Origin of the sequence: Pseudomonas profundi (assembly GCF_008638305.1) — a bacterium.
Lineage (GTDB): Bacteria > Pseudomonadota > Gammaproteobacteria > Pseudomonadales > Pseudomonadaceae > Halopseudomonas > Halopseudomonas profundi.
Genome location: NZ_VTPZ01000008.1, coordinates 1 through 20,647, shown reverse-complemented (window position 1 = coordinate 20,647; position 20,647 = coordinate 1). Strand labels below are relative to the sequence as shown.

Sequence of the window (20,647 nt, the reverse complement as noted above, 5' to 3'; positions counted from 1 at the left end):
AGCCGCTTCATCGCGTAGCCGTCTGCCGAAACCATACCTTGCCCGCTCACGTACAGAAACTGACGAATCTTGCGAAGACGTCGACGTTAGCCGCTCAAAACCACCTGTTTGGGGGGATTTCACCACTTATCTCCCACAGTATTATCTGCCGGCCATAACGCAACTTGTCTCGCCTGGAGGTGCGCTGTCGGCGACTGCCAGGCAATACCACCAATAATAGACCGAGGAATTACCATGTCTTTGATGATCAGGATCAAGCACTGTGTCTGTATCACCGCAGCGCTGACGTTAATGAATATCGGCACCGCCAACGCGGTCAACCCGCCGGTAAGCGGTTCAGCAGATACCATGATTATTGGCGATTCAGTGTTCGCCCTGAGCGGTGACATCAAGGAATATCTTGAAGACGACCTGGGCGAACCCATCACCAGTCACGCACGTTCAGGCTGCCAGATGCTCGGCGGGAACCTGATCTGCTCGCGTCGCTACGCGATTCCAGAGCAATATGACAACGCGTCAAAAAGCGGCATAAAGACTGTCATCATGAACGGCGGCGGTAACGACATCCAGCTCAATGATTGCAGCCCGTCCCTTCGGGAATGCATGCCACTGCTGCAGGATCTCGAAGACGAGATCGCGTCACTGGCTCAGCAGATGCAGGCCGACGGCATCGAAGAGATCATTTTCCTCGGTTATTACAATGCCAAAGGTGATGCTGCGGCAATGAGGGAAATCAACGAATACAGCATGGATTACAAAGCCAGAACCTATCCAGGTCTTGGCATCACCTTCGTCGATGTCCGCGATCGCTTCAACGGCAACGAGGATCGTTATATAGCCAATGACGAGATCCATCCTACCGCTGAAGGTTCACGCATACTGGCAGACCTGCTGCTTGAAAAGCTGACTGACTGATCGGTTCTACCTCTGCGGCCCGCCACGCTTGGCGGGCCGTTCTGTTAATCCTACGAATACCCGCCATCAGCCTCAGCATGCGCATCAGCTGATCGCATCGGTCTCTCCGAGGCTCTGGCGGGTCAGCGCCGAAGCTCTACCAGCCCCTTCCCCTTGAGCCGTCCGTTTGCCTGGGTCCATAATGCGCACCCTCTCCGCTTTGCCCACAGGCTGCCCCGATGTTTCGCTGGTTCGAACAACGTATCAATCCCTTTCCTTCCGAGGAACCCACTGAGCCGCCCCGCACGCTGCTTGCCTTTTGCCTGCATTTTACGCGTGGGAGCTGGTCGTATCTGTTGATTGCCGGCCTGCTGATGGCGGGTATTGCAGTCGCCGAGGTATGGCTGTTCAGCTTCTTGGGCAACATCGTCGATTGGCTTTCGGAGCAGAACCGCGAGTCCTTTCTGCAGACCGAAGGCTGGAAACTGGCAGCCATGGCGCTGGTGGTCATGGTGCTGCTACCAGGGCTGGTACTCGCCAACTCCCTCGTGACCTATCAGGCGCTGATGGGCAATTTCCCCATGCGCATCCGCTGGCTGGTGCACCGCTATCTTTTGCGCCAGTCCATGGCGTTCTACCAGGATGAGTTCGCTGGCAGGATCGCCACCAAGCTAATGCAGACTGCACTGGCCGTGCGCGAGTGTGTGATCAAGCTGATTGACGTCCTCAACTACGTGATCGTTTATTTCCTCGGCACACTTCTGGTCGTCGGTATCGCTGATTGGCGTCTGGCGATGCCAATGCTGCTCTGGTTTCTGGGTTACCTGCTACTGATGCGCATTTTCGTGCCGGTGATGGGCAAGGTTGCCGAACACCAGGCCGACGCGCGCTCAATGATGACCGGACGCATTGTCGACAGCTACACCAACATCCAGACGGTGAAGCTGTTCTCGCATGCTGGTCGCGAATCCAGCTTCGCCCGCGAAGGCATGGACGAGTTCATGACCACCGTCTACCGGCAGATGCGCCTGGTCACCCAGATCAACGTCTCGCTTTACGCACTGAACGGCATCCTGCTGCTTAGCGTTGCCGGGCTCGCGATCTGGCTCTGGGTCAATGAAGCGGTAAGCGTGGGGGTCGTGGCCGTAGCCATCGGACTGGTTTTGCGCCTGTGGGGCATGTCGCAATGGATACTCTGGGAAGTCTCCGCGCTGTTCGAAAATATCGGTACCGTGCAGGACGGCATCAACTCCATCTCGCGGCCGCAGGTCGTCGAAGATGCACCCGATGCCGTGCCGCTGAAAGTCACCCGCGGTGAAATCAAGTTCGAGGACGTGCGCTTCCATTACGGCAAGGGTCACGGCGTGATGGAGCACCTCGATCTGCATATCCGACCAGGCGAGAAAATCGGGCTGGTCGGCCGCTCCGGCGCGGGCAAGTCTACGCTGGTCAATCTGCTGCTGCGCTTCTATGACGTGGAAGGCGGACGCATCCTTATCGACGGGGCGGATATCGCCGGCGTTACCCAGGACTCCCTGCGCGAGCATATCGGCATGGTCACCCAGGATACCTCCCTGCTGCACCGCTCAGTACGGGAAAACATTCTGTATGGCAGACCGGATGCGGACGAAGAAATGATGCTACAGGCAGCCCGCCGCGCCAGAACCGATGCGTTCATTCCGGACCTGCGTGACGCCAAGGGTCGTCAGGGCTACGACGCGCATGTCGGCGAGCGTGGCGTAAAACTGTCCGGCGGCCAGCGCCAACGCATCGCCATTGCCCGCGTCATGCTCAAGGATGCCCCAATACTGATTCTGGACGAAGCGACCTCGGCGCTGGATTCGGAAGTAGAGGCTGCTATCCAGCAGAGTCTGAACTCCCTGATGGAAGGCAAAACCGTCATCGCTATCGCCCACCGACTCTCCACAATCGCCGAAATGGACCGGCTGATTGTTATGGACCAGGGTAATATCATCGAAGACGGTAGTCATAGCGAACTACTCGCCCGCGGCGGGCTGTATGCGCAGCTCTGGGCTCGGCAGTCGGGTGGTTTTCTGGCTGAGGATTGATAGTAGCAGAAGCCCAACCCCGAATCCCCCCTAGCCCCCCTTCTGCGAAGGGGGGAACCTTGTCTGTGCGCTTTACTCGCTTCAGGCCAGCCTGAACCCTTGATGTGATCTACTCGGCTCTATTGAAAAGAATGGTTTTGGCCCAAGCCACACCAATTTTCGAACAAGCCCGCCGGCTGGCAGGATGGAGCAAGTGTTGAAAACAGGGATGTTTTCACCAGGCCTCGAGGGACGGGTTCTCGTCTTGCGCCATCCTGCCATACGGCGGGCGACCGGCATCAGCTCTCAGCACACCACTACGCAACCGCAAGCGTCGTCCAGCGAAGAGTCGCTGGCCTCAGCCAGACCAATGCCCGAACAAGCCCGCCGGCTGGCAGGGTGGAGCAAGTGTTGAAAACAGGGATGTTTTCACCAAGCCCCCAGGGATGGGTTCACGGCGTCTTGCGGAGTCCTGCCAGAAGGTGGGCGTTAGGCTACGACTTCTCAGTCCGCCCAATTCCATTTAGATCTCCAATCGTGATGGGTCTGAGGCTGCCAGACCTTTGAGAGCGGCCCAAGCCATCACTGCCCTGAATACCCGCAATCACCGGCACTTTCCGGGAACTGGTCATACAATCAGGCAGACTCTTTTCCATGAATCTGCCTGCCCCCCGCGGCTAACAGACTCTCAGCACGCATAGAGGCCCCATGAAAACACGCATAACAGAACTCTTTGGTATTCAGCATCCGATCATTCAGGGCGGTATGCATCACGTCGGCTACGCCGAGCTTGCTTCCGCCGTCGCCAATGCCGGCGGCCTGGGCATGATCACCGCCCTCACCCAGCCAAATCCGGCGGCGCTTGCCGAAGAAATTCGCCGTTGCCACGAGATGACCGACAAGCCCTTCGGCGTCAACCTGACCTTCCTGCCCTCAGTCAATCAGCCGGATTACCCCGGCTATATCGAAGCCATCATCAAGGGCGGCGTGAAGGTCGTAGAAACCGCCGGCAATAACCCGCAAAAATATCTGCCTGCGCTGAAGAAAGCAGGCATCAAGGTCATCCACAAATGCACCGCCGTTCGTCATGCACTCAAGGCTCAGGCCATTGGTTGCGATGCTGTCAGCGTCGACGGCTTTGAGTGTGGCGGCCACCCGGGCGAAGACGATGTGCCCAACTTCATTCTGCTGCCCCGTGCAGCGGAAGAGCTGGAAATCCCCTTTGTCGCATCAGGCGGAATGGCCGACGGGCGCTCGCTGGTTGCTGCGCTGGCGCTGGGAGCCGACGGCATGAACATGGGCACGCGGTTTATTGCTACTCGTGAAGCGCCCGTTCACGAAAACGTAAAGCAAGCGATTGTCGCCGCCAGCGAACTGGACACCCGCCTGGTCATGCGTCCGCTGCGCAACACCGAGCGCGTGATGACCAACGAAGCGGTAGAGCGCCTGCTGGAAAAAGAGCGCCGCCTGGGCTCTGAGCTCAAGTTCGCCGACATCGCCGAGGAAGTAGCAGGCGTTTACCCGCGCATCATGAAAACCGGCGAGATGGATGCCGGCGCATGGTCCTGCGGCATGGTGGCTGGCCTCATCAATGACGTGCCCACGGTTCAAGTACTGGTCGACCGCATCATGGCCGAAGCTGAAGGCCTGATTCGTGATCGTCTGGCCGGCATGCTGAACGGTTGATCTGCGGTCAAGAATAACAACGGAGATTTCCATGAGTTTTGACTCCCCACTCTACCTTTGTGGCCCCTTGCGCGAGCCCCGCCAGATGCTGGCCGATCAGGAATACAGCGGCCATACCTCGATCCACGACGACAGCATGGCGGAAAAGCTTGGCTTCCGAGCGGGGCCGATCGAAGGCCCGACGCACTTCAGTCAGTTCGTTCCGCTCTTGGTCGAGATATTCGGACAAGCCTGGTTCGAGCGCGGCTGTTTCTCTTCGCATTTCCAGAACATGGTGGTCGAGGGTGAGCAGGTGCGCGCATTCGTCGAACGGCCCACCGCAGGCTCGAATCGGGTACGTTGCTGGGCAGAAAAGGCCGATGGCACACCGGTTCTGGAAGCGAGCGCCAGCCTGGGTTCGGACGACGGCCCCACCCTGCTGGAAGAGCGTATGGCCAAACTGCGCCCGCCGGAGAAGCTGGTCATCCTGTCTGAGCTGAAATTGGGCATGCGCGGCGCGGAGGAAGAGCACGTGCGGATGGATGCGGACCAGCATATGGGCCACCTGTATCCGTTTTCGCTCAATCAGAAACTCGAACGGATCACCGAGAATTCGCCCTGGTATTCGGATGCGCAAACCACGCCCTGGGGCCGCGCAATCATTCCACTGGAGATGGTCAGCGTGCTCGCTGAATACACCAGCAAGCAGGCGGCCTTTCCCGTCAAACAGCCTGTAGTCGGCCTGTTCGCCGATCAGGAAATTCGCATGATCGACGGCCCCCTCTTCGTAGGTGAGGATTACCTGATTCGCCGCGAGATAGTCGCGCTATCCGAGAGCAAGCGAACCGAATCGTATTGGGTACGTACCCACATCTACGACTCCACAGGGTCTACGCTCAAGGCACAGATGCTACTCAACCACGCCACGTTGAAACAATCGTACGCCAACTACGAGGTCGAGGCTTCCGCCTGAACCTCGCGTTGTAACAAGTGAATCCGGCCCGATGAGCATGCACCGGGTCGGATCACATCATTGCGCCGCGTTACAACTTCCCATCCATCGCCATCCGTACATAGGTCGGATCAAACCGCAACTGCACGTTGCCGCTGTTTCCAAGTACCGAACCATCGGCAAACTCCATCCCGACCACGTCCGGACTGGGCGCACCACTGCCCAGCAATCCCTTGTCGAAGGAGAACAACCGCACCTTGTCCATGGTCTCGCGCAGAGCTGGATCGGTAGCAAAAGCATGGGTATCGGCAGGCGTGTAGAACAGCATGGTTTCAGCCAGCTGAGCGTCAAAACCCGCCAGATCTGTTCCCGCTTGCTCGGCCATATAGGTACGGGCGGCCTTCGCTTCATCACTATCACCGGACATCAGCTCCAGCGTCTCGAACCAGGCCCCCACCAGCGCCTTGCCCAGCTCCGGATTTGCCTTCAACACGTCCGTATTGACCGCCATCATGTCGATGATCTCACCCGGAATCTGGGTGGAATCAAATACCTGGACTGCATCGGATGACTGCTGCTTGATCAGGCTCAACTGCGGGTTCCATACCGCCGCAGCCGTCACGTCCGGCGTCATGAAAGAGGCGACGGCGTCTGCGTCCGAAGTGTTCATGACCTTGATGTCGCGCTCGGACATGCCATGTTCTTCCAGGGCCCGCGCCAGCAGATAATGGGATACGGACAGCTCAACCAGATTGACCTGCTGACCGCGAATGTCCTCCATGCTGGAGCCGTTCTTCAGCAGCACGCCGTCGTTGCCGTTGGAGTAATCACCAAGAATCAGCGCGGTAGTATCCACCCCGCTAGCCGCCGGTATGGTCAGAGCGTCCATATTGGTCATGCCGCAGGCGTCAAAGGCACCCATGGTGTACTGGTTGATCGACTCGATGTAATCGTTGAATTTCACCACCTCGATCTCGATGCCGTACTTGTCTGCCCACTTGTCGACAATGCCGTAATCCGCTGCATAGGCCCAGGGCATCCAGCCTGCGTAGATCGACCAGGCGACCTTGAAACTCTGCTTCTTCTCGTTGGCCACCGCGCCGGTTGCCAGGCACAGACTGGTAGCCAGCACGGCCGCCCATTTCCAGATTGACGTTTTCAACATCGTAATTACCTCGTGCATCAATAAAAGGATGCCGCCCCGGCCTCAGTAATGCGGCTCGGTATAGCGGGTCAGGGTTGGGGATTCGTGGTCATACCAGGCGGCAGCGTCTTCGCTGAAGCCGGTGGTCTGTTTAAAACTGATTGCTGCTTCAATAGTGTCGACAGCGAAGCGCCGTTCACAGCGCGAGCCCTCGATGGTCAGTTGCTGAACGACCTGATGGGAGTCGGGGAGATATTCGAATCCATCCAGAGGACACAGGATCTGCCCGACTCGGGCCGGACAGGTCGAATGTTCGACGCGATAGCCCGTGGTTATCGAACCCGATGCCACGGAGGTCTCGAAGTTGAACAGATGGGCCAGGCGCTCGGCATCGCCAGCGGCCTCGGCTACCTCGTCGCGCAATAACCCGCTTGCGCTATGCGGTATGAGATCATCAGCGCGCCCAAGCACCAGCGCGGCATGGTCGCCACAGATGATAAGCCCGCCACCGCGATGCCGACGCACGCCGGTGTCCAAATCCCGCTCCTCGATCAGTCTCAAACCGATCAGGGGCCCAGGAGGCGACGGCTGCAAGCGCCAGTCTTCGACATAGGCCCCGCTGGGTGCGAACTCGATCATGCAGTTACCGACGCGCTGCAATAGGGCCGGCTCCGGCCAGCGGTTGTGCAATTGCAGCGAGGATTCGCCATGCCAGCTCAGCGTTTCGCCGGTCCATTCGGAGTCCGCTGCCCAGCCTTCGTAGTTGGCGAGCACCTCAAGCTCTGCAGGCAGGTAGTCGACCCATTCCCGGTGTGGCGGCTGCGCCTGCGCTATTGGCAAACGCAGGTCGATGGTGAAAGTGCGACTCTGAATCCAGCACACCGTGGTGGTGGTGTCAGTCTGGCCATTGGCAAAACTGATAGCGCGGCGTCGGAAATACCCGAGCATCCAGTCTGGTACACCGCTGCTTGCGCGCTGCGGATACCTTTCCAGCAATTCCTGCAACGTCATGCCGTTTCCCCCTGCTTGCGTCCCTGATGTCCAAAGGAAGCGAGGCCGCGGGCACCCTCCGGCATCGATAGTTCGCCGGTTTCGAGGCGGCGCTTGAGGTAGCCGAATGTCTGCACCGTCTGCGCAAACAGATGGTCACCACAGCGTACGGGCTCGTAACGCGCCGGTGCTGACTCGCTTAACAGCTCGGGCACCGGTGCAATCAGCGTGTCGTAATCACAGGCGCAAAACAGCGGGAACGAATAGCGTTCCTCGGCAACCTTGCGCACCCGGTGCGAGGTGGCGACATACATCCCGTTGCTGAGCACTTCGAGCATGTCGCCGATGTTGATGACAAAGGCCCCTTCAACCAGCGGTACATCAATCCATTCTCCGGCGCCGTTGAGTACCTCCAGGCCTGGAGCTGTCGGCAGCAGGATGGTGAAGCACTCATAATCAGTGTGCGCACCAATACCGGGGCGGTCTGCCGCGTCGGGGTTGAACGGATAATGAATCAGCCGGAGCTGGCTTGGTGGGGTCGTAACATAGCGGCTGAAGCCGTCCTCGGGCAGGCCCAGCGCCAGCGCAAAGCCTTTGAACAGCTGACTGCCCAGGGCAAGCACCGCATCGTAGTAGGCTTTTACGTCCTCCTTGAAACCGGGCATATCCGACCACTGGTTCGGTCCCAACATCGGTCGGCGACGCTCGCGTTGGTCCAGATCAAACCCGAGGTCATAGGCTTCCTTGTGGTCGATGGTGCCGGAAGAGAACTGCTCCTCCCCCTCAGGCACATAGCCGCTGTGGTTATTCGAGTGACCGATATAGTGACGCATCTTTTCTTCTATCGGCTGTGCAAAGTATTCCTGTGTGCGGGCCACCAACCTGTCAATCAGTGCCTGGGGCACGCCGTGCCCGGTGATATAGAGAAAGCCTGCATCCTTCGCTCCCTTTCCAAGGTGCGTGGCTGTTTCCATGCGCGCAGCCGGATCGGCCGAAAACAGTCCGGATACGTCTACAACCGGGAGGCTGGTGAAAGCGGAATGGGTGGTACGAGCGCGCGACTCTTCAGACGCCATGGGTCACCTCCTGTTCGGATAATCGAGATGTCACCTGGTCGTCCAGGACTAATGCGAACGGAGCAAACATGTCTGGTACAAATAGCCTGGACCTGCTGCCTGATCGCCCCGGGTCGTCCCGGGAAGCTCAGCATGTAGCCACACGGCCAAGCAGCGCCGTGATGTCTGAGATAAAGCAAGACTCATACCATTGACCCAGCCCATCGACTGATAACGCGCGGCGTGCCCCATCCCGGAGTATCTGTAAGCATCCGATAGCTGATTCTGCCGGCAACAACGCACCAAAACGGCGCATCAATGCTCGCCCTCGGTGCGCTATTTGATCCCAAAACAGGGCACGGCCAGCGGACCAGTGACCCCTTCAACGCTGCGCAGCACACGCCAACCGGGAGGCCACGCCTCTTTTTCGAGCGCTGGCATGGCGATTGCTATGTCTCTGGTGCAGGAAGCTGCGAATCAAAAATGGCTGACTAGGGTTCCGGCTCGCAACACGAGTGACTGGTCCGAGAGTTGGCGACCTCCAGTGAGGTTACACGGCGGGACAAAAGCCCGGGAGAATAGCGTTTTAGAGCGCAGCTCCGTGCGTCATGCCTAAAACTGGAGGTCAAACATGCGCCGATCAGCACCCGAATTACGATGGGTCCCGCGCCGCAACAGAACCGCGATTGCCAACCCACCTCCTGGTACCCTTGGCGGACAGCGGGGGCCAGCGCCATGCGCCTGATCAACGTCCGCCCCGGTAAACCCGGCAGGCTGCTCCTGCTCCTGCTGCCCTTCGCCCTGCTGGTACTGGTGTACCTGTCCTATTCAGCCCAGCGCCTGGAAATCAACCCGAGCGACAAACTGTTGCCAAGCCCGGCGCAGATGACCACAGCGATGGATAATTTGGCGCTGCAGCCGGACCGGCGTACCGGCGAATACCTGTTCTGGCAGGACACTGCATCCAGCCTGCAACGCATTGCGATCGGCCTGAGCATAGCCGCCCTGGTTGGCCTGTGTCTGGGTGTCGCAGCCGGCGCCATCCCGCTGTTCAGTGCAACGCTTTCCCCGCTGCTGGCGGTGCTATCGATGGTTCCACCACTGGCCCTGCTGCCTATCCTGTTCATCGTGTTCGGGCTGGGGGAACTGTCCAAGGTAATGCTTATCGTGATCGGGATAACGCCGATCATTGCCCGCGATCTGGAACAGCGCGCCAGAGAGATCCCTCAGGAATTACTGATCAAGGCACAGACCCTCGGCGCCAATACCTGGACGTTGATCCTGCGGGTCATTCTTCCGCAACTGTTGCCGCGCCTGCTGATCAGCCTGCGGCTGGTGCTGGGGTCGGCCTGGTTGTTCCTGATTGCCGCCGAAGCCATCGCCGCCACCGACGGCCTGGGCTACCGCATCTTTCTGGTACGGCGCTACATGTCCATGGACGTCATCCTGCCTTACGTCGCCTGGATCACCCTGCTCGCCTGGACCATGGACTTCGGTCTGCGCGGCCTGATTCGCCTGGCATTCCCCTGGTACGAAGGAGCCAAGTCATGAATGACACTACCCCCGCTACGCCGCCGCCCTTTATTCAGGTGAAAAACGTCTGGCAGCAGTACGGCGATCAGGTTGTCCTGGAGCGCTTGAATCTGACCTTTGCAGAAGGCGAGTTCTGCACCCTGGTCGGCACCTCCGGCTGCGGCAAGTCGACCTTCCTGCGCATGCTGCTGGGCCAGGAAATCCCCAGCCGTGGCGAAATCCTGCTCGACGGGCAGCCTCTCCAAGGCGAGCCCGACGCCAGCCGCGGCGTAGTCTTTCAGCGTTACTCGGTGCTACCGCACCTGAGCGTGCTGGATAACGTCGCGCTGGGCCTGGAACTCCCCAGAGCGCCGCTGTTCGGCAGGCTGTTTGGCCGTGCGAAGCGCGATGTTCGCGACCAGGCGGCAGCGATTCTCAACAAGGTGGGCCTGGGTCATGCGCTGGACAAATACCCGGCGCAGCTATCCGGCGGCATGCAGCAGCGCCTGGCGATCGCCCAGGCGCTGATCATGAAGCCGCGCATTCTGTTACTCGACGAGCCCTTCGGCGCGCTGGATCCGGGCATTCGCAAGGACATGCACAGCCTGCTGCTTGAGCTGTGGCAGGAGACCCGCCTGACCGTTTTCATGGTGACCCATGATCTGTCCGAAGGGTTCACGCTCGGCACGCGGCTGATGGTGTTCGACAAGCCGCGCATCGACCCCGATGCCCCGCACGCCTATGGCGCCCGCATCACCTACGACATTCCGCTCAACAGCAATCGTCTGGCTGCCCGCACCGCTGTCGAGTCGTTACCTGAACATATCGTCCATAGCCTGAATTCAGCTGCGTAAGGAGCTTCACATGACCGCTGAACTGACTCTACGTCCCACCTTGTACGAGGAAACCGTCCCCGGGGGCGGCCATACCTCCTTCGTGCTCAAACGTGGGCAATTGCTACGCATCACAGATCCCCAGGGCGACGCAAACGTCAGCCTGATGCTGCTCAACGCGCATGAAAAGAGCGAGCGGCTGAACCTGCCCGATACCTTGAAAGGCCAGCACACCGCCAGGCTCACCGCCGGCCATTGCCTGTACTCGGACATGGGCCGGGTACTGGCAGCGATTACCGCCGACAGTTGCGGCTGGCATGACAGCTTTGGCGGCGTGCTCAACGCAGCAGAGACCGCGGAGAAGTACGGCCAGGGCCGCTACCAGGAGCTGCGCAACGGTTTCTACCGCAACGGTCATGACAATTTGTTGGTGGAGATGGGTAAGTGGAACCTCAACCAGCAGGACCTGCTGATGACCCTCAACCTGTTCAGCCGGGTCAATGTGGACGCCGATGGCTGCTTCGAATTTGCCCCGGGCAACTCGAAACCCGGCGACTACATCGAACTCTATGCGCCCATGGACAGCCTGGTGATTCTGACCGCCCTGCAGCATCCGATGGACCCCAACCCGGCCTACGATCCGCGCCCAATACAGCTCAGCTGGCATCAGATCGAGAGCGACGGCATTACCGTGCTCTGTCGGACCTCGCGCCCGGAGAATAGCCGGGGTTTCCATAACACTGAACGACTCTATGTCTAGGGGAGCCGAGATGATTACCGCAAGCGAAAGACATCCCGAAGCCGCCGTTTACCAGGCCACCATCCCCGCAGGTGAGCCCTTCCTGTTCGAAATAAAGGCAGGCCAGACGCTGCGCCTGCTTGACCTGGAGGGCAACCAGGCTGTCGATACCCTGTTCTTCAGCGCGGCCAACCCGCGCGAACGCTTCGATCCGCAGCGCACCCTGCGCAGGCAGAACCGCGTCTACCTGACCACCGGGACGGTGCTCTATTCCAACCTGGGCAACCCGCTGCTGAGCATTGTCGCCGATACCTGCGGCCGGCATGACACTCTGGGCGGCGCCTGCGCGCAGGAAAGCAACACCGTGCGCTACGCGCTGGACAAGCGCTACATGCACAGCTGCCGGGATAACTTCCTGCGCGCCTGCCTCACTGATGGACGTCTGGACAAGCGCGATATCGGCGCAAATATCAACTTCTTCATGAACGTTCCGGTGACCAGTGAAGGCGGCCTGACCTTCGAAGATGGCATTTCCGCTGCGGGCAAATATGTCGAGCTGCAGGCGCACATGGACATCATTGTGCTGATCTCCAACTGCCCGCAGCTGAACAACCCCTGCAATGCCTATAACCCGACGCCGGCACAGGTGCTGGTCTGGGACTGACTGATCGACCAACCACGGACGACCGTGGTGCAGAAGATAAAAGCGGGACGGCCCGCCTACCCTCTCGAGGGAACTGCCATGTTCGACACACTGCTTATTGCCAATCGCGGGGCCATCGCCTGCCGCATTCTACGTACCCTGAGCCAACTCGACGTGAAAGGTGTCGCGGTCTATTCCGAAGCCGATGCCGCCAGCCTGCATATTCAGCAAGCCGATGAGTCATACAGTCTCGGCGAGGGCCCTGCGACCGGCACCTACCTGGCCGTGGACAAGATACTCGGCATCGCTCAGGCCAACGGCGTCCAGGCTATTCACCCAGGCTACGGGTTTTTATCCGAAAACGCGGCCTTTGCCGAAGCCTGCGAGGCGGTCGGTATCGCCTTCATCGGCCCGACACCGGAGCAACTGCGCGTCTTCGGTCTGAAGCACACTGCCCGCGCGCTGGCCAAACAGCACAATGTACCGCTACTCGAAGGCACCGAGCTGCTCGACAGCCTGGATGCTGCCCTGACCGCCAGCGCTCAGATCGGCTATCCGGTAATGCTCAAGAGCACCGCTGGCGGTGGCGGCATCGGCATGCGGGTGTGTAACAGCGAACAAGAGCTCAGTGAAGCCTTCGAAGCCGTCAAGCGGCTCGGGCAGAACAACTTCAGTGACGCGGGCGTATTCATCGAGAAATACATCCAGCGCGCCCGTCACCTGGAGGTGCAGGTATTCGGTGACGGCCAGGGCGAGGTGATTGCCCTGGGCGTGCGCGACTGCTCGGTTCAGCGGCGCAACCAGAAGGTGCTGGAAGAAACCCCCGCACCCAATCTTCCCTCCGGCATGGCCGAAGCCTTGTGCCAGGCCGCCATCCAGCTCGGCGAAGCGGTGAAGTACCGCAGCGCCGGCACTGTGGAATTTGTATACGACGGCGATGCCCAGCAGTTTTATTTTCTCGAAGTGAACACCCGCCTTCAGGTCGAGCACGGCGTTACCGAGCAGGTATGGGGCGTTGATCTGGTGCGCTGGATGGTGGAACTGGCCGCTGGCGACCTGGCGCCACTGTCCACGCTGGCACAGTCGCTGCAGCCCAAGGGTCATGCTATTCAGGCGCGGCTGTACGCCGAAGATCCGGGTCGCGACTTTCAACCGAGCCCGGGGCTGCTCACAGCAGTCGACTTCCCGAATGCCGATGGCAGACAGCTGCGCATTGATACCTGGGTCGAAGCCGGATGCGAAATCCCGCCGTATTTCGATCCGATGATTGCCAAGGTAATCAGCTGGGCCGAATCCCGGGACGCCGCCAGCGCCGGCCTCGACACTGCCCTGGGAGACACCACGCTGTATGGCGTCGAGACCAACCGCGACTACTTACGGCAGATTCTAGCCGACACGCCCTTTGCCAGCGGCTCGCCCTGGACCCGTTGCCTGGAACAGCTGGAATACCAGGCCACCACGTTCGAAGTGCTGAGCGCTGGCACCCAGACCACCGTGCAGGACTATCCCGGCCGGCTGGGTTACTGGGCCGTCGGCGTCCCGCCCTCAGGTCCGAAGGACAGCCGCGCCCTGCGCCTGGGCAATACGTTGCTGGGCAATGACGCAGATGCCGCCGGCCTGGAAATAACCATGAGCGGCCCGTCTCTGCGCTTCAATACCGATGCGGTGATCGCCGTGACCGGTGCGCCTCTGCCGGTCAAGCTGGACGGTATTGAGCAACCCATGGCCACCGCGCTGCTGGTAACGGCTGGCAGCGTGCTGACACTGGGCACCATCGCCGGCACCGGCGCGCGCAGTTACCTGTGCGTGCGCGGTGGGCTGCAAGTGCCGAACTACCTGGGCAGCAAGAGCACCTTTACTCTCGGCCAGTTCGGCGGCCACGGTGGTCGCGCCCTGCGGGCCGGCGACGTACTGCACCTGGCCCCGCTTGAGAACACATCTGTCGGTGCAAGCCTGCCAGGCGAGCTGCTGGGTGATCTCCCGGAAGTGCGCGAGATCCGCGTCATATACGGACCCCATGGTGCGCCGGAATACTTTACCGATAACTACATCAATACCTTCTTCGCGACAGCCTGGGAGGTGCACTTCAACTCCAGCCGGACCGGTGTGCGACTGATAGGTCCCAACCCCGAGTGGGTCCGCGACAGTGGTGGCGAAGCCGGGCTGCATCCTTCCAATATTCATGACAACCCCTACGCCATCGGTGCCGTGGATTTCACCGGCGACATGCCGGTGATCCTGGGGCCGGATGGCCCCAGTCTCGGCGGGTTCGTCTGCCCGGTAACGGTCATCGAGGCAGACCTGTGGCAGCTTGGCCAGCTCAAGGCCGGCGACAAGATCCGGTTCGTACCGGTGTCGGTTGATACTGCCCGCAACCTGGCCCGCACAATGAACGCGGAATGCGCCAGCCTGCAGCCACAGCCTTCCCAGCAAGCCGCCGATCTCGCCGTGCCTGAACTGTGCTCACCGATCGTTCTGGATCTGGGGCAGGACGACAAACGCTTGGTTGCGCGGCTGGCCGGCGACACCCACCTGCTGATGGAAATTGGCGACGCCGAACTCGACCTGGTGCTGCGTTTTCGCGGGCACGCACTGATGCAGGCGCTGGAAGCCAGAGAACTCAACGGCGTGATCGATCTGACCCCCGGCATCCGCTCCCTGCAGGTGCATTATCAGCCGGAGACGCTACCCCTCGCGTCGCTGCTGGAGACCATCACAGGCCTGTGGGATCAGGTCTGTGCGACTGACAACCTCAAGGTGCCGTCGCGGATCGTGCATCTGCCGCTGTCCTGGGACGACCCGGCCTGTCAACTGGCCATCGAGAAATACATGACCACGGTGCGCAAGGATGCGCCCTGGTGTCCGAGCAACCTGGAATTCATTCGCCGGATCAACGATCTGCCCGATCTTGATGCGGTACACCGCACAGTATTTGACGCCAGCTACCTGGTCATGGGTCTGGGCGATGTGTATCTGGGTGCGCCGGTGGCGACGCCCCTGGACCCGCGTCATCGTCTGGTGACGACCAAATACAACCCGGCGCGAACCTGGACGGCGGAAAACTCGGTGGGCATCGGTGGCGCCTACATGTGCGTGTACGGCATGGAAGGTCCCGGTGGCTATCAGTTCGTAGGCCGCACTCTGCAAATGTGGAACCGCTACCGCGAAGTCGCGGCCTTTGATGGCAAGCCCTGGCTGCTGCGCTTCTTCGATCAGATTCGTTTCTATCCGGTTTCCGCTGACGAGCTGCTGCGCATTCGCCGCGACTTCCCGCTCGGCCGCTTCGACCTCGAGATCGAACACAGCGAATTGTCCTTGGCTGACTACCAGGCCTTTCTCGACCGTGAAGCATCCGAAATCGGGGATTTTCGTACCCAGCAGCGCTCCGCGTTCAGCGCCGAACGCGAGCGCTGGATTGCATCCGGGCAGGCCGACTATCAGAGCATCGAACCAGCACCGGAACCCGAAGAGAACGCCCCGCTTGAAGAGGGTCAGCACAGTGTCGAAAGCCATATTGCCGGCAACCTGTGGCAGGTGCAGGTTGAGCCCGGCGCTACCGTCAAGGCAGGCGACGTGCTGGTCATTCTTGAATCAATGAAAATGGAAATTCCGCTTACCGCGCCCCACGACGGGATCGTACGTGAAGTCCGGGTTCAGCCCGGTTCAGCCGTGCGAGCCGGTCAGCGGGTAATCGTTCTGGAAGAGGTCCGTGAAACATGCCAATAAATACCTTTGATCTGCGTCTGGACACCCTGCGCCTCGCCTACCGCGACGGTCAGCTGACCCCACGCGAACTGATACGCAACCTGCGCGACCGGGCCGCAGCCCTGAACCCGGACTTCAACCTGTTCATCCATCTGCTCAGCCCGGCCGAACTGGAGCCCTATCTGGATGCGCTGGACGGCAAGCAGCCTGCCGAGCTGCCCCTGTTCGGCGTGCCCTTTGCCATCAAGGACAACATTGACCTGGCAGGCGTGCCAACCACTGCCGCCTGCCCCGCCTTCGCCTACACCCCGGACCGCAGTGCTACGCTGGTCGAGCAGCTGATCGCCCTTGGCGCGATTCCGCTGGGCAAGACCAATCTGGATCAGTTTGCTACGGGACTTAACGGCACACGTTCGCCCTATGGTGAATGCCGCAACAGCGTGCATCCGGATTATCCTTCTGGCGGATCCAGTGCCGGGTCGTCACTGGCCGTCGCCCTTGGCGTGGCCAGTTTTACACTGGGTACCGACACCGCTGGCTCCGGCCGGGTGCCGGCCGCGCTGAACAATCTGGTCGGGCTCAAACCCAGCAAGGGATTGCTGTCCACCGCCGGCGTGGTTCCGGCCTGTCGCACACTGGACTGTGTGACGTACTTTGCGGCCACCGCGCAGGAAGCCAGCCAGCTGCTGGCGCTCACTGCCAAAATTGATCCGCGTGACCCGTACAGCCGCAAGAACCCGCTGTGGAACGACGGTTCAGCCTTCGGCGCAGTAAACGCTTTCCGTTTTGGTGTACCCCGGCAGCTCGAGTTTCTCGGCTGCGCCGAAAGCCCGGCGATGTTCAATAAAACCATCAGCGATCTGCAAGCCATGGGCGGCGAAGCGGTCGAGATTGATTTCGCACCCTTTCTGGAAGCAGCCAAGCTGTTATATGAAGGGCCCTGGGTCGCGGAGCGTTATAGCGTCGCCGGGGAGCTGATCGAGCAGCAACCCGATGCGGTGCTGCCGGTGATTCGCGCCGTGCTCGAACAGGCGCCGGGTACCACCGCAGTGCAGGCGTTTCGTGCCCAGTACCGGTTGCAGGAGCTCAAGGCCATCTGTGATGCCATCATGGCCGACCTCGATTGTGTGCTGACCCCGGCCTTCCCGCGCCCGGTGACGCTGGATGAACTGCACGCCGAACCGGTCAAGCGTAACGCCGACCTGGGTTACTACACCAACTTCATGAACATGCTCGACTTCGCAGCCGTCGCTGTACCGGCAGGCTTTATGGGCAATGGCTTGCCCTGGGGCGTCACGCTGTTCGGACGCGCCTTTACCGACCAGTACCTGCTCAGCCTGGCAGCCAGCTTGCAGCGTCAGCACGGGTTGTCACTGATCGGCGGAACCCGGCTCAACGCTCTGCCACCGCAGCAGCCAGCGCGCAATGACCGCGCGCGGCTGGTTGTCTGTGGTGCCCATCTGGAAGGGTTGCCGCTCAACTGGCAACTGCAACAACGTGGCGGACGGCTCGTCGAAGCCACCCGCAGCTCACCTGATTACCGGCTCTACGCCCTGGCCGGCGGCCCGCCCTATCGTCCCGGTATGGTACGCGTGGCAGAAGATGGCGCAGCCATCGACGTCGAAGTCTGGGAGTTGCCGAGCAGTGAACTGGGGTCCTTTCTGACTGGGATACCCGCGCCCCTGGGACTGGGCAAGGTGCAGCTCGAGAATGGCCGGTGGGAGACGGGATTCATCTGCGAGCCTTACGGTCTGGCAGGTGCCGAGGATATAACCCGCTTCGGTGGCTGGCGCGCTTATCTCGCCGAAAAAAACCGATGACCGCGCGAGACAGGAACTGCCCGAGACGGTAATCGAAGGCTGAGAGCGCTCCGGCCAGCCAGGGCTGCGCCGGACCACTTTCAGTCCGCATCGAAGGTGATATGCACCGAAGGAGCGCTACGCTTGGCTTCTCCGTGATACACGACCTCGATGTTATTGCCATCGGGGTCCAGCACAAAGGCGGCGTAGTAGCCGGGATGATATTCGCGATCGCCCGGTGCGCCGTTATCGGTACCGCCGTTGGCAAGCGCAGCACGGTAGCAGCGTTCCACCTGCTCCGAATCAGCCGCTTGAAAAGCGATATGCTGGCGGCCGGTCAACTCACCCTGCGCCGCTGGCGAATCGGCGCTTGATACAACCAGCTCGTCCGCCCAGAAAAAACCTTCTCCTCGCCCACCCAGCGGCACGCCCAACACATCCAGCAAGGCCGTATAGAAGCGCTCTGCCGCAGCCAGGTCGCGTACCACGAGCTGGATGTGATCGATCAGCCGGCCGCGATAAATTTCCAGAGTTTCCATAATGTTCACCTGTACGGTTTGATTATCGACTCCTCAGGTTAGATCGCGCGCCAACCCCTCGCCAGGTAACTCATCAAATCATCGCCCTTCCCTGGGCGAATAAGAACAGGACTTGATGCTTAGGCCTGTTTTTTCTCACCTACCGCGACGATGTGGCCGTCGCGCGGATTGACTCGCCCCAGAACCAGGTCTTCGATCAGCTTCTGGGCTGACTCGAACCCGGCATGCTGAGCGATATTCATCCACGGCGCGCTTGCATCGCTAACGCGGCCGATAAACGCCAGTTGCGCTTCGTTGAAACGGCGCGTGACTTCCTTCGGGCCCCAATCCGTGTTGCGCTTCTTGATCTGATAGGGGGCAAAGTAGGGTTGCGGCTGCGGTCCCGGCAGGTTCTGGTCCGCCTGGTCGAGGTGGTCCTGCGACTGGGCTGAGCCGGCGTAGCAGTTGTAGACCAGGGACTCCCCAAAATGATGATGTACGCGGGCACGCAGCGCATTATCGCCGGCGAAATCCACGTAGAGTGTCGGCACTTGCGGATCCAGCGACTCCAGCTCGTCATAGGTCACGGCTTTTTCGTAGCAGCCAAGGGAGTCGACAAAGTCGCGGTTGCCATTGGATGTCCAGCCCAGCAGTTTCACGTCGTCACGGTTCTCCAGGCAGAAGGCTGTGCCGTAGGCGGTCTTGCTTGAGGCGCTGGAAAACAGAATCTGTTTCGCACCGAAGAAGCTGTTGTCGTCGAGGAAGTCAGCGAGCATGAAAGAGGTAATAAACAAGGGACGCAGCAGCGCCTGATAGGGTTCGTACTCTGGACGGTAGGCGGCATCGGTGGTGGTGCGCTGGTAATGGTTATAGGCGGAGGTCAGCTCCAGACGATGCGGTGTGCCGTCATAGAATCCGCGCTCGCTGATGCGAACCGGCTGCATGACCAGATGCGTCGCGATGGGCCAATAGCCGTAAAAGCGCTCGCCAGTCTCCAGACCTTCAACCGTGGATTCGACCACTTCAGCGAAGCCCCACGCGGGCATGTGCCCCCAACCCTCAGCTTCGGTCGGAAAGAAACTCCAGTAGCGCAAATGGGGCATATCCCCAAACGCGGCATAGGTGATGTTATTGGCGGTGATCGCCAGATCGGTTATTTTCAGCAGCGCTTCGCCGGCTTTGAGCGCCGGTAGTTCAGACGTCACGATGCGAGTGCGTTCCAGTGCCGATTTATCGGTTTGCAGCTGGGTTACAGTAGTCATATACCTTCCTTCCTGTCAGTGAGGCCAAGATGCAACGACTGTATCCCATCGACTCTGCCCCCGGGTTCGGTTATCACTGATGCGTACCCGTCCACCGGAACCCCGCACCAAGCCGCTCAAGCGCCCTTCCCAGGCCCGCGCCAAGGTCACCGTTCAGGCGATTTTTGACACCTATGTTCGGATTTGGCAGCGCGACGGCTGGGAGCGCATCAACACCCGCGCCATTGCTCTGGAATGCGGGATTGCCGTGGGCACGCTGTACGACTATTTCCCCAGCAAGATGGCCTTGCACTCCGGATATATCCGCCACTGTATCGAGGCGCTTATCCAACAAGTCGAGCAATCGGCGGTTGAGCCCACAGACCTGAGCTGGGAGGAACGCCTCCACCGCTTGTTGCAGCTGGTGTGCGGCCTCGAGCGCTCGGGCCTGCCTTGGTTTCATCCCAAGCTGATCGAGCTGGAACCAACAGTGGCGGAGCACAAACATCAACAACGCGCGCATGTCGAGCTCAAGCAGATGTGGCTGCGCGTTTTCGAAGCCTGCGACGACCTCCCCCGCCCGGTCAGCGCCGAAACAATCGAGGCACTGCATCTGGCCGTATGGGGCGGGCGGCGCTATAGCATCCTGCTGCAGCTTGGGGAGGATGAGATTCAGAGTTGGGCGAGGGAGATGGAGCGCATGTGTCGGGGGGTGGTTTTGGGATGCAGCGAGAGCGAACAGCAAAGATAGTGACCTCCGCTTACGCTTTATTTGCTGGTGCGCTGCTGGAATGATGCGCAAGGGCCAGGCTTCTTATTTTGCTGTTGTACCGCTATCGCCGCAGGTCGCGCCTTGTATGGTTTTCCCACAGGTCCAAAACCAAAATGGACCTGTCAGGGTGGAGGGGC

Annotated in this window: 16 protein-coding genes and 1 riboswitch; of the genes, 11 read left to right on the top strand and 5 right to left on the bottom strand. The window is 60.2% G+C overall.

The genetic code is table 11. The annotated features are described in order from the left end of the window. The first annotated feature begins 234 nt into the window (after positions 1-234). From FZE95_RS11815 to FZE95_RS11800, 4 genes are all read left to right on the top strand, one after another. Positions 235-915 (top strand): SGNH/GDSL hydrolase family protein, encoded by a 681-nt coding sequence (locus FZE95_RS11815; protein ID WP_150301072.1) that lies wholly within the window; start codon positions 235-237, stop codon positions 913-915. Positions 916-1,133: 218 nt separating this feature from the next. Further along, on the top strand, positions 1,134-2,963 hold the full coding sequence (locus tag FZE95_RS11810; protein WP_150301071.1) for an ABC transporter ATP-binding protein: 1,830 nt from the start codon (positions 1,134-1,136) through the stop codon (positions 2,961-2,963). Positions 2,964-3,650: 687 nt separating this feature from the next. Next, entirely contained in the window at positions 3,651-4,628 is a 978-nt protein-coding gene (locus FZE95_RS11805) for an NAD(P)H-dependent flavin oxidoreductase (protein WP_150301070.1), read from the top strand. A gap of 31 nt (positions 4,629-4,659) precedes the next feature. Beyond that, positions 4,660-5,580 (top strand): hypothetical protein, encoded by a 921-nt coding sequence (locus tag FZE95_RS11800; RefSeq protein ID WP_150301069.1) that lies wholly within the window; start codon positions 4,660-4,662, stop codon positions 5,578-5,580. A gap of 70 nt (positions 5,581-5,650) precedes the next feature. Here the strand turns inward: FZE95_RS11800 and FZE95_RS11795 are convergent, their stop codons facing one another. From FZE95_RS11795 to FZE95_RS11785, 3 genes are read right to left on the bottom strand one after another with little or no spacing between them, the layout of a single operon-like run. Beyond that, positions 5,651-6,724 carry a putative urea ABC transporter substrate-binding protein gene (locus tag FZE95_RS11795; RefSeq protein ID WP_150301068.1) on the bottom strand — a complete coding sequence of 358 codons (1,074 nt, stop codon included), beginning with the start codon at positions 6,722-6,724 and terminating at the stop codon, positions 5,651-5,653. A 42-nt stretch (positions 6,725-6,766) separates the two neighbouring features. Continuing rightward, positions 6,767-7,714, bottom strand: coding sequence for a hypothetical protein (locus FZE95_RS11790; RefSeq protein ID WP_150301067.1), 948 nt, complete (start codon positions 7,712-7,714; stop codon positions 6,767-6,769). Further along, positions 7,711-8,769, bottom strand: coding sequence for an isopenicillin N synthase family dioxygenase (locus tag FZE95_RS11785; RefSeq protein WP_150301066.1), 1,059 nt, complete (start codon positions 8,767-8,769; stop codon positions 7,711-7,713). Before FZE95_RS11785 ends, FZE95_RS11790 begins: the two co-directional genes overlap by 4 nt. A 459-nt stretch (positions 8,770-9,228) precedes the next feature. Further along, positions 9,229-9,327: riboswitch (guanidine-I (ykkC/yxkD leader) on the top strand. A gap of 156 nt (positions 9,328-9,483) precedes the next feature. On the opposite strand from FZE95_RS11785, the gene FZE95_RS11780 reads away from it, so the two are divergent. The 6 genes from FZE95_RS11780 (at position 9,484) to atzF (ending at position 18,000) form a co-directional block, all read left to right on the top strand. Then, positions 9,484-10,299: an ABC transporter permease gene (locus FZE95_RS11780; RefSeq protein WP_150301065.1), complete on the top strand. Its 816-nt coding sequence runs from the start codon at positions 9,484-9,486 to the stop codon at positions 10,297-10,299. Then, positions 10,296-11,114: an ABC transporter ATP-binding protein gene (locus tag FZE95_RS11775; protein WP_150301064.1), complete on the top strand. Its 819-nt coding sequence runs from the start codon at positions 10,296-10,298 to the stop codon at positions 11,112-11,114. The genes FZE95_RS11780 and FZE95_RS11775 overlap by 4 nt, the downstream gene beginning before the upstream one ends. A 10-nt stretch (positions 11,115-11,124) precedes the next feature. Continuing rightward, entirely contained in the window at positions 11,125-11,853 is a 729-nt protein-coding gene (locus FZE95_RS11770) for an urea amidolyase associated protein UAAP1 (protein WP_150301063.1), read from the top strand. A gap of 10 nt (positions 11,854-11,863) precedes the next feature. Next, complete coding sequence (locus tag FZE95_RS11765) at positions 11,864-12,496, top strand: urea amidolyase associated protein UAAP2 (protein ID WP_150301062.1); 633 nt, start codon at positions 11,864-11,866, stop codon at positions 12,494-12,496. Positions 12,497-12,574: 78 nt separating this feature from the next. Beyond that, entirely contained in the window at positions 12,575-16,201 is a 3,627-nt protein-coding gene (uca, locus tag FZE95_RS11760) for an urea carboxylase (RefSeq protein ID WP_150301061.1), read from the top strand. Further along, complete coding sequence (atzF, locus tag FZE95_RS11755) at positions 16,192-18,000, top strand: allophanate hydrolase (protein ID WP_150301060.1); 1,809 nt, start codon at positions 16,192-16,194, stop codon at positions 17,998-18,000. The genes uca and atzF overlap by 10 nt, the downstream gene beginning before the upstream one ends. 80 nt (positions 18,001-18,080) lie before the next feature. Here atzF and FZE95_RS11750 read toward each other — a convergent pair whose 3' ends face one another. Continuing rightward, complete coding sequence (locus tag FZE95_RS11750; RefSeq protein WP_150301059.1) at positions 18,081-18,518, bottom strand: VOC family protein; 438 nt, start codon at positions 18,516-18,518, stop codon at positions 18,081-18,083. Positions 18,519-18,637: 119 nt separating this feature from the next. Then, entirely contained in the window at positions 18,638-19,759 is a 1,122-nt protein-coding gene (locus tag FZE95_RS11745; protein WP_150301058.1) for a DUF2855 family protein, read from the bottom strand. 79 nt (positions 19,760-19,838) lie between these two features. Between FZE95_RS11745 and FZE95_RS11740 the strand changes: the two genes are divergently transcribed. Continuing rightward, positions 19,839-20,489 (top strand): TetR/AcrR family transcriptional regulator, encoded by a 651-nt coding sequence (locus FZE95_RS11740; RefSeq protein WP_150301057.1) that lies wholly within the window; start codon positions 19,839-19,841, stop codon positions 20,487-20,489. The last annotated feature ends 158 nt before the right edge of the window (positions 20,490-20,647 follow it).

Bases quoted from the DNA above. Each gene is read 5' to 3' on its own strand.
- FZE95_RS11800 (WP_150301069.1), top strand. From the start codon at position 4,660: ATGAGTTTTGACTCCCCACTCTACCTTTGTGGCCCCTTGCGCGAGCCC.
- FZE95_RS11805 (WP_150301070.1), top strand. From the start codon at position 3,651: ATGAAAACACGCATAACAGAACTCTTTGGTATTCAGCATCCGATCATT.
- FZE95_RS11745 (WP_150301058.1), bottom strand. From the start codon at position 19,759: ATGACTACTGTAACCCAGCTGCAAACCGATAAATCGGCACTGGAACGC.
- FZE95_RS11740 (WP_150301057.1), top strand. From the start codon at position 19,839: ATGCGTACCCGTCCACCGGAACCCCGCACCAAGCCGCTCAAGCGCCCT.
- FZE95_RS11790 (WP_150301067.1), bottom strand. From the start codon at position 7,714: ATGACGTTGCAGGAATTGCTGGAAAGGTATCCGCAGCGCGCAAGCAGC.
- atzF (WP_150301060.1), top strand. From the start codon at position 16,192: ATGCCAATAAATACCTTTGATCTGCGTCTGGACACCCTGCGCCTCGCC.
- FZE95_RS11770 (WP_150301063.1), top strand. From the start codon at position 11,125: ATGACCGCTGAACTGACTCTACGTCCCACCTTGTACGAGGAAACCGTC.
- FZE95_RS11795 (WP_150301068.1), bottom strand. From the start codon at position 6,724: ATGTTGAAAACGTCAATCTGGAAATGGGCGGCCGTGCTGGCTACCAGT.
- FZE95_RS11750 (WP_150301059.1), bottom strand. From the start codon at position 18,518: ATGGAAACTCTGGAAATTTATCGCGGCCGGCTGATCGATCACATCCAG.
- FZE95_RS11780 (WP_150301065.1), top strand. From the start codon at position 9,484: ATGCGCCTGATCAACGTCCGCCCCGGTAAACCCGGCAGGCTGCTCCTG.
- uca (WP_150301061.1), top strand. From the start codon at position 12,575: ATGTTCGACACACTGCTTATTGCCAATCGCGGGGCCATCGCCTGCCGC.
- FZE95_RS11785 (WP_150301066.1), bottom strand. From the start codon at position 8,769: ATGGCGTCTGAAGAGTCGCGCGCTCGTACCACCCATTCCGCTTTCACC.
- FZE95_RS11815 (WP_150301072.1), top strand. From the start codon at position 235: ATGTCTTTGATGATCAGGATCAAGCACTGTGTCTGTATCACCGCAGCG.
- FZE95_RS11765 (WP_150301062.1), top strand. From the start codon at position 11,864: ATGATTACCGCAAGCGAAAGACATCCCGAAGCCGCCGTTTACCAGGCC.
- FZE95_RS11775 (WP_150301064.1), top strand. From the start codon at position 10,296: ATGAATGACACTACCCCCGCTACGCCGCCGCCCTTTATTCAGGTGAAA.
- FZE95_RS11810 (WP_150301071.1), top strand. From the start codon at position 1,134: ATGTTTCGCTGGTTCGAACAACGTATCAATCCCTTTCCTTCCGAGGAA.